The following is a 14,565-nucleotide window of genomic DNA, read 5'->3' on the forward strand; positions in this document are numbered from 1 at the left end:
GGGGACGACGTTTATGAGTTGATGGCCAGCGCCTGCTTTTGCAGGCGAATCAGCTGCGCGATGCCGCTTTCGGCCAGGTCCAGCAGGCGGTTCATCGCGGCGCGGTCGAAGGCCGCGCCTTCCGCCGTGCCCTGCACTTCGACAAAGTGGCCGGCATCGGTCATCACCACGTTCATGTCGGTGTCGCAGTCCGAATCCTCGACATAATCGAGGTCCAGCACCGGCATCCCACGGAATACGCCCACCGAAATCGCGGCCACGAAATGCTTGACCGGCACCGCCGGGATCACGCCTTGCGCCACCAGCCGCGCAAACGCGTCATACGCAGCCACCATCGCGCCGGTGATCGACGCGGTGCGGGTGCCGCCGTCGGCCTGGATCACGTCGCAGTCGATCTGCAGCGTGCGCTCGCCGAACGCCTCCAGGTCGAACGCGGCGCGCAGCGAGCGGCCGATCAGGCGCTGGATCTCCTGCGTGCGCCCGGACTGCTTGCCGCGCGCGGCCTCGCGGTCCATGCGCGTGTGGGTCGAGCGCGGCAGCATGCCGTATTCGGCCGTCATCCAGCCCTGCCCTTTCCCCTTCAGGAAGCCCGGCACCTTGTCCTCGATGCTGGCGGTGCAGATGACCTTGGTGTCGCCGCACTCGATCAGCACCGAGCCTTCCGCATGCTTGGTGTATTGGCGCGTCAGGCGGATGTCGCGCAGCTGGTCGACCGCGCGAGCGCTCGGGCGTTGTTCGAACGTCATGGTGTGCCTTTGTCTAGTAATTGGGATGACTTCTCGATCGCCTCGCGGATCTCGGCGATCGCCTTTTCGATCTCGTCCTCGTTGAACGCATCGGCCGCGTCCGCGGCCTGCGGCGCGGGTTCGTCGGCAATGGTGCTGTTGACCTCGTGCTCGGGCAGCATCTGGGTCGAGATCAGGTCGTTGCCTGCGGCCGTCGCCTCGTCGCCCGCGCCCTGCCACATGATCGCCAGCGCGGTCGTGTTGTCGGCCTTCGGGCCGGCCACTTCCAGCGCGGTCTCGATCATGTCGGGCACGGCCTGTACCACGGTCCTGGTGGACAGGCGCTGCACGATGTCATGGTCCGGCAGCATCGACCACAGCCCGTCCGAACACAGCATCATCACGTCGCCCGCCTGCAGGCTGGCCTGGCGCGACACTTCCACATTCGGCGGCTGGGAGGCGCCCAGGCAGTTGTACAGCTTGTTGCGGTCCGGGTGGGTGCTGCGCTCGAATTCGCTGGCGCGGCCCTTGGCGATCAGGTACTCGATGTGCGAGTGGTCGCGCGTGCGCCCGAGCAGCTGGCCGCGCCGCACCCAGTACAGGCGCGAGTCGCCGCAATGCGCCCAGATCGCCGTGTTGTGCTGGATGAGGCAGGCCACCACCGTGGTGCGCGGCGTATCGGACAGCTGGTGCACGGCAGCGTAGCGCAGGATGTCATGGTGCGCCTTCAGGAACGCCTCTTCGAAAAAGCGCTCGGGCCGTTTGACGTAGGGCGCGGCGTGCGACTGGAACAGCGACGACAGCGCCTGCATCGCGATCGTGGCCGCGATCTCGCCGCCCTTGTGCCCGCCCATGCCGTCGGCCAGCGCCAGCAGCAGCGCTTCGCGCGTGTAGCTGTAGCCCATCCGGTCCTGGTTGACGCGGCGCGCGCCGATGTCGCTCTTCTGGTACACCGAAAACTGCATGGTCAAGCTCCGTTCAGGTCTGCTGGCCGCCAGCCTTGCCGCGCGCGCGCAGGCCCAGCTTGCCCACGAGGCCGCGCCATCCGCCCTTTTCCGGCCCGGCCGCCCGCTTGCGCTCGGCGGCCTTCGGCAGCGCCGCCTGCAGCACCTTCTGCAGCGCGAACACGCTTTGCGGCCGCGCCAGCGGGTCCAGCGCCAGGCAGGCGCGCACCATGGCCACCAGCTCGTCCGAATAGGTGCCTGCCAGCGCGTCAAACTGGGCCTGCATCGTGTCCTCGTTCTTGCGCTGGTTGGCCGGCTGCGGCGGTGCGCCGCTCATGCAGGCGAACATGGACGCGCCGATGCTGTAGATGTCCGACCACGGCCCCAGCGGGGTGCCCTTGGTGTACAGCTCGGGCGGCGCGAAGCCGGGCGTGTACATTGGCCGCAGCAGCGGCGAGTCGGTCTCGATGGTCTGGCGCGCCGCGCCAAAGTCCAGCAGCAGCGGCGTGCCGTCGGTACGCAGGTAGATGTTGGCCGGCTTGATATCCAGGTGCAGCAGCTTGTTGGCATGGACCTCGCGCAGGCCCGAGCACACGCCGATGAACAGCTGGCAGATCGCCGCTTCCGACAGCCGGCTGCCCTTGGACGCCACGCGCGCGATCCGCTCCTGCAGCGTGTGGCCCGATTCGTAGGCCATCACCATGTATACGGTGTCGTGCGCCTTGAAGAAGTTGACCACCCGGACCACGTTCGGGTGCACGATGCGCGCCAGCGCCCGCCCCTCTTCGAAAAAGCACTTCAGGCCGATGCGGAAAATGGGCAGGTTGGGCTTGTCGATGGTCGGCACCAGCTCGCCGGGCTGACGCAGCGCAAGCGCGCTGGGAAGATACTCCTTGATGGCGACCGCATTGCCCTCGCCGTCATAGGCGAGATATACAATACTGAACCCGCCGGACGCAATTTTCTTTACAATGCGATATCCGGCAATTTCGAGCCCATCGGGCAAGGGAGCATTATTTTGTGCGGCCATCCATGGGTTCCTTGCGTAACACGGCGATTGTGTGGATAAATCTGTTCTTTGTAAAGAATAAAAACCGGGGAATCCATTGAGCATTTCAAGCATGACAGGTTACGCGGTCGCCACCAGCGAAGGGGCGGCCGGCACCCTCACAATCGAAATCAAGAGCGTCAACTCGCGCTTTCTTGACCTGCAGTTTCGCATCAACGACGACCTGCGCGCCCTCGAACCCGACCTGCGCACCGCGATCATGGGCGCCATCAGCCGCGGCAAGGTCGAGGTGCGGGTGTCGTTCGGCCGCAAGGTGGCCAGCGGCTCGCAAGTGCTGAACCAGGACCTGCTGGCCGACCTGGCGCGCCTGCAGGCCGAAGTGACCCGCCATTTCGTCTCCGCCCCGCTGATGACGGTGGCCGAGCTGCTGCGCTGGCCGGGCGTCATCGAGGAATCGCACGTCGGCCAGGAATCGCTGCAGGCCGATGTGGCGGCCCTCACCGCCAGGACCATCGCCGCCTTCGTCGAAAGCCGCAAGCGCGAAGGCGCCGCGCTCGAAGCGATGCTGGTGTCGCGCATCGACGCGATGGAAGACATCGTCAAGCGCATCACCCCGCTCATCCCGCAGGTGATTTCGCAGTTCCAGCAAAAGGCGGTCGAGCGCATGCAGGACGCATTGGGCCTGGCCGGGCACGGCAACCCGCAGGCGCTGTCGCGCCAGGAAGTGTTCGAGCGCATCCGCCAGGAAGTCACCCTGTACGGCATCCGCATCGACGTGTCCGAAGAGCTGTCGCGCCTGTCCGCGCACCTGGCCGAGACGCGCCACATCCTCAAGAAAGGCGGCCAGGTCGGCAAGCGCCTGGACTTCATGATGCAGGAACTGAACCGCGAGGCCAACACGCTCGGCGCCAAGGCCTCGGTCAAGGAGCTGGCCGATGCGTCGATGGAGCTCAAGCTGCTGATTGAGCAGATGCGCGAGCAGGTGCAGAATCTGGAATAAATCGCGCCCGGCATCGCTACCGGTAGTTGAACGCGTGGGCGGGAGACCCGCCCACCCTACCGGCGCCGCCGGCGCTGACACGTAGGGTGGGCAGATCTCTGCCCACGCGTTCAACCAGCGCAAGTGCAGCCACACAGCCTGCAGAACCCGTTTTAAGTTTTGAGGAACCACACCATGTCCGTCGTCCCCGCCCCCGCCTATTCCGGCAGCCTGTTCATCGTCGCCGCCCCGTCCGGCGCCGGCAAGTCGACCCTGGTGAATGCCCTGCTCGCGCTGGAGCCGGGCATCAAGCTGTCGATCTCGACCACCACGCGCGCGCCGCGCCCGGGCGAACAGGACGGCCGCGAATACTACTTCACCACCGCCGACGATTTCGTCGCGCGCGCCGAGCGCGGCGAATTCCTGGAATGGGCCGAGGTGCACGGCAACTACTACGGCACCAGCCGCCTGACCGTGGAACAGGAGATGAAGAACGGCACCGACATCCTGCTGGAAATCGACTGGCAGGGCGCGCGCCAGGTGAAAAAGCAGTTCCCGCATGCGGCCGGCATCTTTATCCTGCCGCCGTCGATCGCCGCGCTGGAAGAGCGCCTGTACAAGCGCGGCACCGACGAGCCGCACATCATCACCCGGCGCCTGCTGGCGGCCGGCGGGGAGATCGCTCACGCTCCCGAGTTCGAATATGCTATCATCAACGAAGAGTTCAACGTCGCCCTGTCCGAACTGCAGGCGATTGTCAAAGCGACACGTTGCCGGTTCGCCCAGCAGGCCGCCCGCAACGCCTCGCTGTTTGCCCAGCTGGGTATCCACGCGCAACAAGAATCGTGACCCGCTCGCTTGCCTAAGCGCGCGTATCACATCGTTATTCAGGAGTGAACAACATGGCCCGCATCACCATTGAAGATTGCCTCAAGAACATCCCCAACCGCTTCCAGCTGACCCTGGCAGCCACCTACCGCGCGCGCCAGCTCCTGCAAGGCCACACCCCCAAGGTCGAAGCCAAGGACAAGCCGACCGTGCTGGCCCTGCGCGAAATCGCCGCCGGTAAAGTCGGGCTGGAAATGCTGAAAAAGGTGCCGATGTAAGTTTCTCCGGTCATCCGGGGGAGTCAGTCCGTAATTCTGTTATTCTGTTCAAACAAGGGCTGAACGACATTGCGTATGAACCTGACCACCCCGGATTCGACTCAAGCAGGCAACGCCAAGACCCGGGCCAGGCGCCCGGAGCCTGCGCAGCAGGATTCCGCCGACGCGTCGCAAGGCGTGGCTTCGGTCACGCAGCTCGTCAACAAGCTCCAGCAATACCTCACCCCCGCCGAACTGAAAAAGGTCAAGGAAGCCTACCGCTTCTCTGACGAGATGCACCTTGGGCAATTGCGCAAGTCCGGCGAGCCCTACATTTCCCATCCGATCGCCGTCGCCGAAATCTGCGCCGACTGGAAGCTCGACGCCCAGGCCATCATGGCCGCGCTGCTGCACGACGTGATGGAAGACCAGGACGTCAAGAAGGACGAACTGATCGAACGCTTCGGCCCGCAGGTGGCCAACCTGGTGGACGGCCTGTCCAAGCTCGAAAAAATCGAGTTCCAGAGCCTGGTCGAGGCGCAGGCCGAAAACTTCCGCAAGATGCTGCTGGCCATGGCCAGCGACGTGCGCGTCATCCTCATCAAGCTGGCCGACCGGCTGCACAACATGCGCACGCTCGGCTTCATGACGCCGGCCAAAAAGCGCCGCATCGCGTCCGAGACGATGGAAGTGTATGTGCCGATCGCGCACCGGCTCGGCCTGAACAACATCTACCGCGAGCTGCAGGACCTGGCGTTCTCGCACCTGTACCCGATGCGCTACCGCACCCTGGCCAAGGCGGTCAAGGCGGCGCGCGGCAACCGGCGCGAGGTGGTCAAGAAGATCCTCGAGGCGGTCAAGAACACGCTCGCGATGGCCGGGCTCCCGGCCGAGGTGTACGGGCGCGAAAAGACGCTGTACGGCATCTACAAGAAGATGCGCAACAAGCACCTGTCGTTCTCGCAGGTGCTGGACGTGTACGGCTTTCGCGTGGTGGTGGACACGGTCCCCAACTGCTACGTGGCACTGGGCGCGCTGCACGGGCTGTACAAGCCGATGCCGGGCAAGTTCAAGGACTACATCGCGATCCGCAAGATCAACGGCTACCAGTCGCTGCACACCACGCTGATCGGCCCGTACGGCACGCCGGTGGAATTCCAGATCCGCACCCAGGAGATGCACCGCACCGCCGAATCTGGCGTGGCGGCGCACTGGCTGTACAAGAACGGCGACGCCAACATGAGCGACCTGCAGCAGCGCACCCACGCGTGGCTGCAGTCGCTGCTCGACATCCAGCAGCAGACCGGTGACTCGGCCGAGTTCCTGGAGCACGTCAAGGTCGACCTGTTCCCCGATTCGGTGTACGTATTCACGCCCAAGTCCAAGATCATCGCCTTGCCGCGCGGCGCCACCGCGCTCGACTTTGCCTACTCGATCCACACCGGCATTGGCGACCACACGGTGTCGGTCAAGATCAACCACGAGCCGCAGCCACTGCGCACCGAGCTGCACAACGGCGACATCGTCGAAATCGTCACCGATCCCGACTCGCGGCCGAGCCCCACCTGGCTCAGCTTTGTCCGCACCGGCAAGGCGCGCTCGGCGATCCGCCACCACCTGCGCACGGTGAACCTGAACGAATCGGTGGAGCTGGGCCAGGAGCTGCTGGCGCAGGCGCTGGGCGTGCTGGGCATCAAGCCCGACCTGCCGCCGGCCACGGTCGAAAAGCTGCTGGGCGAATCGTCGGCCAAGTCACTGGAAGAGGTGTATGCGGACATCGGCATCGGCAAGCGCATGCCGGCGCTGGTGGCGCGCCACATCTTCGGCCTGATGGACGAGACCGGCGCCCTGCCGGCGGCGCAGCCGGCTGCCGGCGGCGAGCTGGACCCGGTCACGATCTACGGCAGCGAGGGCGTGTCGGTGCAGTTGGCCCCGTGCTGCCTGCCGATCCCGGGCGACTCGATCATCGGCCAGCTGCGGCGCGACCAGGGGCTGGTGGTGCACACGGCAGACTGCTCGCAGGGCAAGCGGTTGCGCCTGAAGGAGCCGGACCGCTGGATCGCGGTACAGTGGGGCACGGAGCTCAATCGCCGGTTCGACTGCCGCATACGCCTGTTGATCAACAACGAAAAAGGCATCCTCGCGCGCGTGGCGGCCGAAATCGGCGAGTCCGACGCCAACATCACCTATGTGGGCATGGACGAGGACGACGAACACATGATGACCCAGCTGCGCTTCACGATCCAGGTGAAGGACCGCGTGCACCTGGCGCACCTGATCCGCAACCTGCGGCGCGTGGCCGGCGTGAATCGCGTGGAGCGCGAGCGGGCGTAACTGTCGCCCCGCGAGCGTTCACTTTCGCCCGCTCTCTCCGCACGTCGTCCCCGCGCAGGCGGGGACCCATAGACCGCCAGCACACTTGTTGCGCGCGTTCATATCAAATCAAAGTAAAGATCCCTCCACTGCGGATTAAGTGCGTGCACCAGCCTGAGCTTCCACTCGCGATTCCAATGCTTGATCTGCTTTTCGCGGCGGATTGCTTCGACAATATCGGTATGGACCTCGTACCAGACGAGCTGTTTGACTCCATATGTTTTGGTGAACCCATCGGCGAACTCTTCGCGATGTTCCCACACGCGGCGAATGAGGTCGGACGTGACGCCGATATACAGCGTCCCGTAACGACCGCTGGCGAGCATGTACACGAACGATGGCTGGCCCATGTGGCGTATCGTTAGGGTTTGGGAGCAGGTCGCGGATGATGAGGCTCAACCGTCCGCGCCTTCGGTAACGCAGCATGGGTCCCCGCCTGCGCGGGGACGACGGTTTTGAGGTCTGCGGTACTGCTCGATCAATCCGGAAATAGGCGCGCCAAAACCGCGAGTGAGCGTGCCAACCCGGCTCACAGCCGCGGGTCGTAGAGGAACTGGCGCGATACCTCAGCCGAGAGCAGGACGGCCTCGGGGTGGGCCGGATTGACCAGGACATTGAACTCTTCTGGAACGATCACCGAAGGGAGCAGCAGCAAGGCCGAGCGAGCGCTGGCCAGCCATTCGTTCCCCAAGCGAATGCTGGTGGACCCCGGCGGTTCAGCCAGCCAAGTCGGATCGAGCTGGTGTGCCTGCACGATCTCGCGGCCCGACCACACCACAGCAGGAACCGTGACCCGCACCAGGAAAGCGTTTCGAAGGGCGATGTTGTCGCCGAGATGGGCGAGCGTCTCCAGCGTGGACAGGGCGATGGACGTCGATGCGTAAACGACGGCCTTGCCCTTCGCATTCCAGCGTCCGCCCGTCAGGCGCGCTCCCCCACCGGTCAGGTCGGTTGCGGGGTACTGCTCCGTGTGCTTTGCAAACCGCCAGATGGTCCGGTCGCCTTCAGGCGTCACGAAATTACCCCGAATTCGATTCTTCCTAGCGTGTCGAGCACAAGTTCGTAGCCAACTTCGGTATCGAGCATCGCCAGCGGCACTTCACCGCCCAGCGCGCGATTTTCGCGGTTCAGCCACGTGCGCGCGGCGGCGGCGTCTTCCAGTACCGAAATAGCTCGGTTCAGCACGCGTTCTGCGCGGTAGACACGGTCTTGCTCGGTTGCGGACAGCAGCTCGTTCTTGCTGATGCGCCCCTTCACCGTACTTTTGGGCAAGCGGAGCAATTCGAACAAGCGTTCCTGGCTGACGCCAAGGTTGGCCGCGACGGCGGGGATAGCGCGGGCAGGCGTGCCCGCCCGCATTTGCCGGATCATGTCGCCCGTGTCACCGGCAAACGCCACCGGCCCCTGGCTTGCCACTCCTGCACTCGCCCGGCTCGCGACGTCGTGCTTCGTTGCTGACTTGAACACCATGATGTGCCATCCAATTTTAGCCGTCTCGCCGTATGATTATAGACGTCCGGGCCCTGCGCACGCTTTCGCAGGCGTTGAAAAGCATCAAACTACGGAATCAGCGCTGGCCTCAGCAAAGGCGAGTGCAAGCATCGCATCAAACGCATCACAGGCCCCGGCACAAGCCTCCCCAATCTCGGCCCCGCTGCGCACGTTCTCGCGCAGCGCTTGCAGAAATGCGCGCCAGCGCGGCCCCGGCCCCTCGGGCGCGCCACGCAGGTAGCTGAGCGGGTGCGGCGCCAATCGTTCGCGCAGGCGCTGGTACAGCACCGTTCCGCCAAGCTGCGAGCCTTCGATCACATAGCACACGCCCCAGCGGTAGGCCGCGCTGGCGAGCGCCGGCCACTGCCGCCCGCCCGGCTGCGCGCCCGGCGGCACCAGCCCATGCAGGCTCGGATGGGACAAGTCGGCCGCGATCAGCGCCAGCCGGTCGGCGCCGGGCAAGCCGGCATCGCCCCCGGCCAGCCAGGCCTGCAAGGGCGCCAGCCAGTCGCGCAAGAGAATCAGGTGGGACACATAGTCGGCCAGGCTTGCCGCTTCGGCCGACAGCGGCAGGCCCGCGTCGAGCGCCGCGTGGCGGCTGGCCGTGGCCTGCCGCAGCGCGGCAAGCACGTCGGCGTCGCCCGCGCCGCGATTGGTGGAATTCATGGTGTGCTGGTGGGGGGCGAAACCGCCATTTTACCAGCTAGTTTGCAAATTTAACGATCTTGCGGCTCGGGATACTCGACGCTGAGGATCTCCAGCTCGTCCACGCCCAGCGGCGTGTGCAGGGTGATCAGGTCGCCCTCGCGCGCCTTGGTCAGGGCCCGCGCCACCGGCGAGACCCAGCTGATCTTGCCCTTGAGCGGGTCGAGCTCGTCCACGCCGACGATGGTCACCGTGTGCTCTTCCCCCGCCTTGTTGAGGTAGGTGACGGTGGCGCCGAAGAAGACCTGGTCGTTGCCGTGGTGGACCGACGGATCGACCACGAACGCCGAATCCATGCGCTTGGTGAGGAAGCGGATGCGGCGGTCGATCTCGCGCAGGCGCCGCTTGCCGTAGATGTAGTCGCCGTTTTCCGAGCGGTCGCCATTGGAGGCCGCCCAGTGCACGACCTTGACCACCTCGGGCCGCTCGACGTCGATCAGGTGCAGCAGCTCGTCCTTGATCGCCTTGTAGCCGGCCGGGGTGATGTAGTTCTTGGCGCCTGCGGGAATGGCCGCGGCCAGCGCCGCGCCCTCGGCGTCGTCATCGTCCGCGTCGGACTCTTTTACAAATGCCTTATTCATAATCCTTATTGTAGCGGCACACCGGCCGGAGCGCGCCATGTTTGCCGTATCATGCCGTCATGACACGAAGCATCCCAACCCGCTCCCGGCTGCTCGCGCCCCTGGTCTACCTGGTGGCGCTGTTGCTGCTGTTCGAAGAGTGGTGCTGGGACTTTGGCGCGCGCATCGCCGCCGCGATCGGCGCCTGGCCGCCGCTGCGCGCGCTGGAGGAGCGCGTGCGCCGGCTGCCGCCCTACGTGGCGCTGGTCGCCTTCGTGCTGCCGGGGCTGCTGCTGTTCCCGGTCAAGGTGCTGGCGCTGGTCGCGATCGCGCGCGGCCACCCGGCTTCCGGCATCCTGGCCCTGGTCGTGGCCAAGCTGGGCGGCGCCGCCGTGGTCGCCCGGCTGTACGTGCTGACCCTGCCCTCGCTGCTGGCGCTGGCCTGGTTCGCACGCTGCCATGCCTGGTTCGTCCGGCTCAAGGACCGCTCGATCGCCTTCCTGCGCGCCAGCGACACCTGGCGCCGCGCGCGCCGCCTGGCGCAGGCCCTCCGGCGCCTGCTGCGTCGCGTGCGCAAGCGCCTGCACCGCCGCCATCCGTTCGGCCCGGGCCAGCGCCGCAGCACCGCGCGCTTCCTGCGCCGCTTCATCGCCCAGTGGCGCGCGCGCCGCCGCAAATCCACCGAATCAGAACAGCCATGAGTCCCCCGTCGCCCACCCTCGCCGCCAGCATGCAGGCCGCCACGTCCGAGATCTACCTGATCGATGCCGACACGCTCCACCTGGTTGACGCCAACCAGGCCGCGCGCCACAACCTCCAGTACGACCAGGACCAGCTGGCGGCCATGACGCCGCTCGACCTGGCGCCCGGCCTTGCGCGCGCGGACCTCGAACGGCTGCTCGCCTCGCTCGGCGACGAGGTCGGGGCCCAGGTCGCGCTGCGCACCCGCCACCGGCGTGCCGACGGCAGTTCGTATCCGGTCAAGCTGTGCTTCCTGCGCATCGTGCGCGACGGCCGCTCGCTGCTGCTGGGGATCGGCGACGACCTGTCGCTCGAGCACGCCGCCGCCGCCGCCCTGGAACAGTACCAGGCGCGCTACAACGCGGTGGTCAGCCACACGCCGGGCCTGGTGTACCAGTTCGTGCTGCACGCCGACGGCGCGATCGGCTTTCCCTACCTGTCCGAGGCCAGCGCCGCGCTGCTCGGGCTGCCGGCCATGCGCCTGCAGGCCGAACCCGGCCTGTTCCTCGACCTGGTGCTGCCCGAGGACCGCAAGGGCTACCTCGAATCGATGCAGGAATCAAAGGCCAGCCTGGCCAACTGGAACTGGGAGGGCCGCATCTGGATCGACGCCTGGCATGACGTCAAGTGGATCAACCTGCGCGCCACGCCGCAGCTGCTGCCGGACGGCGCGGTGCAGTGGGACGGCATCATGACCAACATCACGGACAGCAAGAACGAGCACGCCGAGCTGATGGCCTCGCGCGCGCGCCTGGCCGAGCTGACCGCGCACCTCGAACAGGCCAAGGAGCAGGAGCGCACCCGCATCGCGCGCGAGATCCACGACGACCTGGGCGGCAACCTTACGGCGATCAAGATGGCGCTGGCGATGCTGGCCGCGCGCCTGCCATCCGATGCCGCCCTGGCCGACAAGGCCGCCTACCTCGACGGCCTGGTGGACCGCACCATCGACGCCGTGCACCGCATCGCGCTCGACCTGCGCCCGCCGACCCTGGACCTGGGGATCGTCGCCGCGCTCGAATGGCAGGCGCGCGAATTCGAAAAGCAGGCCGGCATCGCCTGCGTGTTCCGCTCGCCCAACAAGGACATCGCGCTCGACCCCGACCACGCCAGCGCCCTGTTTCGCATCTTCCAGGAAGCGCTCACCAACATCGCCAAGCACGCCGGCGCCACCCGGGTGACGGTGACCCTGCGCCGCGAGCGGCGCCACCTGCTGCTGACGATCCGCGACAACGGCCGCGGCATCGCCCCGGCCGACCGGCTCAAGCCGCAATCGTTCGGTTTGCGCAGCATGAGCGAGCGTGCGCATGCCCTCGGCGGCACATTGGCCTTGTCGGGAGCGCCCGGAGGTGGCACGATGGTGGCAATAAAGATCAGGCTGGTCGCGCCAATCCCGCCGCGCCTGGCCAGCAGAACCGACGCACGCCATAATGAGTGACAAAGCAACAATACGTGTCTTTATCGCCGATGACCACGCGATCGTCCGCGAAGGTCTGAAACAAATCCTCGCCGAGCAGCGCGACATCGTCGTTGCGGGCGAAGCCGAAAACGGGGTCGACGCGATCCGCCTGTACCCACGCTCGCGCTGCCATGTGATGCTGCTCGATATCTCCATGCCCGACCGGAACGGCATCGAGGTGCTCAAGCAGGTCAAGAAGGACAAGCCCGAACTGGCCGTGCTGATGCTCTCGATGCACCGCGAGGACCAGTACGCGATCCGCTCGCTGAAAGCCGGCGCGGCCGGCTACCTGACCAAGCAGAGCGCGCCGCGCGAGCTGGTGGTGGCGATCCGCCAGGTCGCCGCCGGCCAGAAATACGTCAGCGCCGCGCTGGCCCAGACCCTGGCCGCGCAGGTCGGCGCCGACCACGAGGCGCCGATGCACGACAGCCTGTCCGACCGCGAATACCAGACCCTGATCATGATCGCGTCCGGCAAAACGGTCAGCGACATCGCACGCGAGCTCTCGCTGTCGGTCAAGACCGTGAGCGAATACCGCGCGCGCCTGCTGGTGAAGATGAAGCTCAAGAACAGCGCCGAACTGACCCACTACGCGATCCGCAACCACCTGATCGAATAGCCTCGCGCCTTGGTAGGGTGGGCACTCGTGCCCACGCGGTGATACGCGCCGCGTGAAAACGCGTGGGCACAAGTGCCCACCCTACGACCCCGTCCGCATTTATTGCTCGGGTTCATTGGTTAGGTGCAACTACCAGTGATATCATTGCGGCAACGAGCAGTTAACGCCACGTTTGGCCCTCGATGCACAAGCTACCGCCCAACCTCCCCACCACCCCGCCAACCGCGCCGGCCAATCCGGCCGACATCGCACGCGAAGCGTTTCGCCGCCTGGCCTCGCGCCGGGTCGCGCCCACGCCGGATGCCTACCGCGACGTGTACAACGAGGTCGCCGGCATCATGCCGCCGCCATCGGACGCCGGCGCGGTGCAGGTGCTGTCCGGGCTCGCGGTGCGGCTGGCCGACATGCCGGGCGAGCTGTCCGAAAGCGGCGTGCTGCTGCGCCGCGCGGTCAAGGAGCGCGACTGGGACGCCGCCACCAAGGTGCTGCTGCGTGTGATGGAAACCCATCTGCGCAAGGGTGGCGCGCTCGACCGGATCGGCACCGAGGCGCCGGAAGCGCGCCTGCTGCGCGATATGCTCAGCCGCACGCTGGGCTTTGCCCTGCCCGGCCTGCTGGCGGCGGTGCCGGAGCTGACCGCCGAGGCCGAGTCGCTGGGCGAAGCGGTGCGCGGCGCAGTGACCGAGAGCGCCCTGCAGGCGCTGGGGCCGCGCCTGAAGCAGCTGTGCTACCAGATCGAGCTGTACAGCGGCGACATGGGCGAACAGCAGGAGCTGCTGCTGCGCCTGTTCCGCCTGCTGCTGGACAACGTGGCCGAGCTGCTCGACCACGACAACTGGATGCGCGGCCAGATCGCCGTGGTGCAGGAACTGATCGCCGGCCCGATCAACCACCGCGCGCTGGACGATGCCACCCGCAGCCTGAAGGACGTGATCTACCGCCAGGGCAAGCTCAAGCACAGCCTGGCCGAGGTCAAGCTCACCGTGCGCAACATGATGATGACCTTCGTCGACCGGCTCGGGTCGGTGGCGGCCAGCACCGGCGACTTCCAGGCCACGATGAGCGGCTTTGCCGAGCGCATCAGCCAGGCCGGCAACATCGCCGAGCTGAACGACGTGCTGGGCGAAGTGGTGCGCGCGGCGCAGAAGGTCGAGGCCGAAGCGCTCGTCTCCCAGCAGCACATGCTGGCCGCGCAGAGCGAGGTGCAGGAAGCGGAGCAGCGCATCCGCACGCTGGAAACCGAGCTGCAGCAGATGAGCGAACGGGTCCACGAAGACCACCTGACCGGCAGCCTGAACCGCCGCGGGCTGGACGAGGCGTTCGAGCGCGAGCGCGCCCGCGCCGAGCGCCGCCACACGCCGCTGTGCGTGGCCCTCCTGGACCTGGACAACTTCAAGAAGCTCAACGACACCTACGGCCACGCCGCCGGCGACGGCGCGCTGCGCCACCTGGTGCGCGTGGTCAAGGAGACATTGCGCTCGGTGGACACCGTGGCCCGCTTCGGCGGCGAGGAATTCGTGATCCTGATGCCGGACACCACGCTGGAGGCGGCCGCCCAGACCATGGTCCGGGTGCAGCGCGCGCTGACCGCACATTTCTTCCTGCACGAGCACGACAAGCTCCTGATCACCTTTTCGGCCGGCGTGGCGATCCTGAAACCAGACGAGGACCAGGCCGCCCTGATGGCGCGCGCCGACAAGGCCATGTATGAGGCCAAGCACACCGGCAAGAACCGGGTGGTGGTGGCAAGCTAGCTTGCCCGTACGGTGGGCTCTCGAGCCCACCCTACGCGCCTTGTTGCAATTTAATCAAAAATCTCCCCCGCCAGCCGGGCCTTAACGGCAAAAAAATAAAATTTTTTTTGCCCTAAAGATT

Annotated in this window: 16 protein-coding genes; 8 read left to right on the forward strand and 8 right to left on the reverse strand. The window is 66.2% G+C overall.

The window, feature by feature from the left end; genetic code table 11:
- Positions 1-11: 11 nt before the first annotated feature.
- Genes rph through NX774_RS05420 form a run of 3 tightly spaced genes read right to left on the reverse strand, consistent with a single transcriptional unit; the run spans position 12 to position 2,699 of the window.
- Positions 12-746: a ribonuclease PH gene (gene rph, locus NX774_RS05410; RefSeq protein ID WP_258821129.1), complete on the reverse strand. Its 735-nt coding sequence runs from the start codon at positions 744-746 to the stop codon at positions 12-14.
- Positions 743-1,690: a PP2C family protein-serine/threonine phosphatase gene (locus NX774_RS05415; RefSeq protein WP_258821130.1), complete on the reverse strand. Its 948-nt coding sequence runs from the start codon at positions 1,688-1,690 to the stop codon at positions 743-745. Before NX774_RS05415 ends, rph begins: the two co-directional genes overlap by 4 nt.
- A gap of 13 nt (positions 1,691-1,703) precedes the next feature.
- Entirely contained in the window at positions 1,704-2,699 is a 996-nt protein-coding gene (locus NX774_RS05420; RefSeq protein ID WP_258821131.1) for a serine/threonine protein kinase, read from the reverse strand.
- Between the two features lie 91 nt (positions 2,700-2,790).
- Between NX774_RS05420 and NX774_RS05425 the strand changes: the two genes are divergently transcribed.
- The 4 genes from NX774_RS05425 to NX774_RS05440 all read left to right on the forward strand — a co-directional run bounded on the left by NX774_RS05425 (position 2,791) and on the right by NX774_RS05440 (position 7,076).
- Positions 2,791-3,678 (forward strand): YicC/YloC family endoribonuclease, encoded by an 888-nt coding sequence (locus tag NX774_RS05425; protein WP_258821132.1) that lies wholly within the window; start codon positions 2,791-2,793, stop codon positions 3,676-3,678.
- Between the two features lie 174 nt (positions 3,679-3,852).
- On the forward strand, positions 3,853-4,506 hold the full coding sequence (gene gmk, locus NX774_RS05430) for a guanylate kinase (RefSeq protein ID WP_258821133.1): 654 nt from the start codon (positions 3,853-3,855) through the stop codon (positions 4,504-4,506).
- Between the two features lie 53 nt (positions 4,507-4,559).
- Entirely contained in the window at positions 4,560-4,763 is a 204-nt protein-coding gene (gene rpoZ / locus NX774_RS05435; protein WP_258821134.1) for a DNA-directed RNA polymerase subunit omega, read from the forward strand.
- Positions 4,764-4,838: 75 nt separating this feature from the next.
- Positions 4,839-7,076 (forward strand): RelA/SpoT family protein, encoded by a 2,238-nt coding sequence (locus NX774_RS05440; protein WP_258821135.1) that lies wholly within the window; start codon positions 4,839-4,841, stop codon positions 7,074-7,076.
- Positions 7,077-7,174: 98 nt separating this feature from the next.
- Here the strand turns inward: NX774_RS05440 and NX774_RS05445 are convergent, their stop codons facing one another.
- From NX774_RS05445 to greB, 5 genes are all read right to left on the reverse strand, one after another.
- Complete coding sequence (locus NX774_RS05445; RefSeq protein WP_258821136.1) at positions 7,175-7,465, reverse strand: GIY-YIG nuclease family protein; 291 nt, start codon at positions 7,463-7,465, stop codon at positions 7,175-7,177.
- 179 nt (positions 7,466-7,644) lie between these two features.
- Positions 7,645-8,130, reverse strand: coding sequence for an RES family NAD+ phosphorylase (locus NX774_RS05450; protein ID WP_258821137.1), 486 nt, complete (start codon positions 8,128-8,130; stop codon positions 7,645-7,647).
- A complete protein-coding gene (locus tag NX774_RS05455) occupies positions 8,127-8,585 on the reverse strand; it encodes an Xre family toxin-antitoxin system antitoxin (protein WP_258821138.1) in 459 nt (152 codons plus the stop codon). Before NX774_RS05455 ends, NX774_RS05450 begins: the two co-directional genes overlap by 4 nt.
- A gap of 84 nt (positions 8,586-8,669) precedes the next feature.
- Positions 8,670-9,272, reverse strand: a complete 603-nt coding sequence (locus NX774_RS05460) for a biliverdin-producing heme oxygenase (RefSeq protein ID WP_258821139.1) — start codon at positions 9,270-9,272, stop codon at positions 8,670-8,672.
- Between the two features lie 50 nt (positions 9,273-9,322).
- Positions 9,323-9,892 (reverse strand): transcription elongation factor GreB, encoded by a 570-nt coding sequence (greB, locus tag NX774_RS05465; RefSeq protein WP_258821140.1) that lies wholly within the window; start codon positions 9,890-9,892, stop codon positions 9,323-9,325.
- Positions 9,893-9,951: 59 nt separating this feature from the next.
- Here greB and NX774_RS05470 point away from each other — a divergent pair, with 59 nt between their 5' ends.
- The 4 genes from NX774_RS05470 to NX774_RS05485 all read left to right on the forward strand — a co-directional run bounded on the left by NX774_RS05470 (position 9,952) and on the right by NX774_RS05485 (position 14,444).
- A complete protein-coding gene (locus NX774_RS05470) occupies positions 9,952-10,572 on the forward strand; it encodes a hypothetical protein (RefSeq protein WP_258821141.1) in 621 nt (206 codons plus the stop codon).
- Positions 10,569-12,050 carry a PAS domain-containing sensor histidine kinase gene (locus NX774_RS05475; RefSeq protein WP_258821142.1) on the forward strand — a complete coding sequence of 494 codons (1,482 nt, stop codon included), beginning with the start codon at positions 10,569-10,571 and terminating at the stop codon, positions 12,048-12,050. Before NX774_RS05470 ends, NX774_RS05475 begins: the two co-directional genes overlap by 4 nt.
- Positions 12,043-12,690, forward strand: a complete 648-nt coding sequence (locus NX774_RS05480) for a response regulator (RefSeq protein WP_258821143.1) — start codon at positions 12,043-12,045, stop codon at positions 12,688-12,690. Before NX774_RS05475 ends, NX774_RS05480 begins: the two co-directional genes overlap by 8 nt.
- A 182-nt stretch (positions 12,691-12,872) precedes the next feature.
- Complete coding sequence (locus NX774_RS05485) at positions 12,873-14,444, forward strand: GGDEF domain-containing protein (protein WP_258821144.1); 1,572 nt, start codon at positions 12,873-12,875, stop codon at positions 14,442-14,444.
- The last annotated feature ends 121 nt before the right edge of the window (positions 14,445-14,565 follow it).

Source organism: Massilia agilis (assembly GCF_024756255.1).
Classification (GTDB): domain Bacteria; phylum Pseudomonadota; class Gammaproteobacteria; order Burkholderiales; family Burkholderiaceae_D; genus Telluria; species Telluria agilis.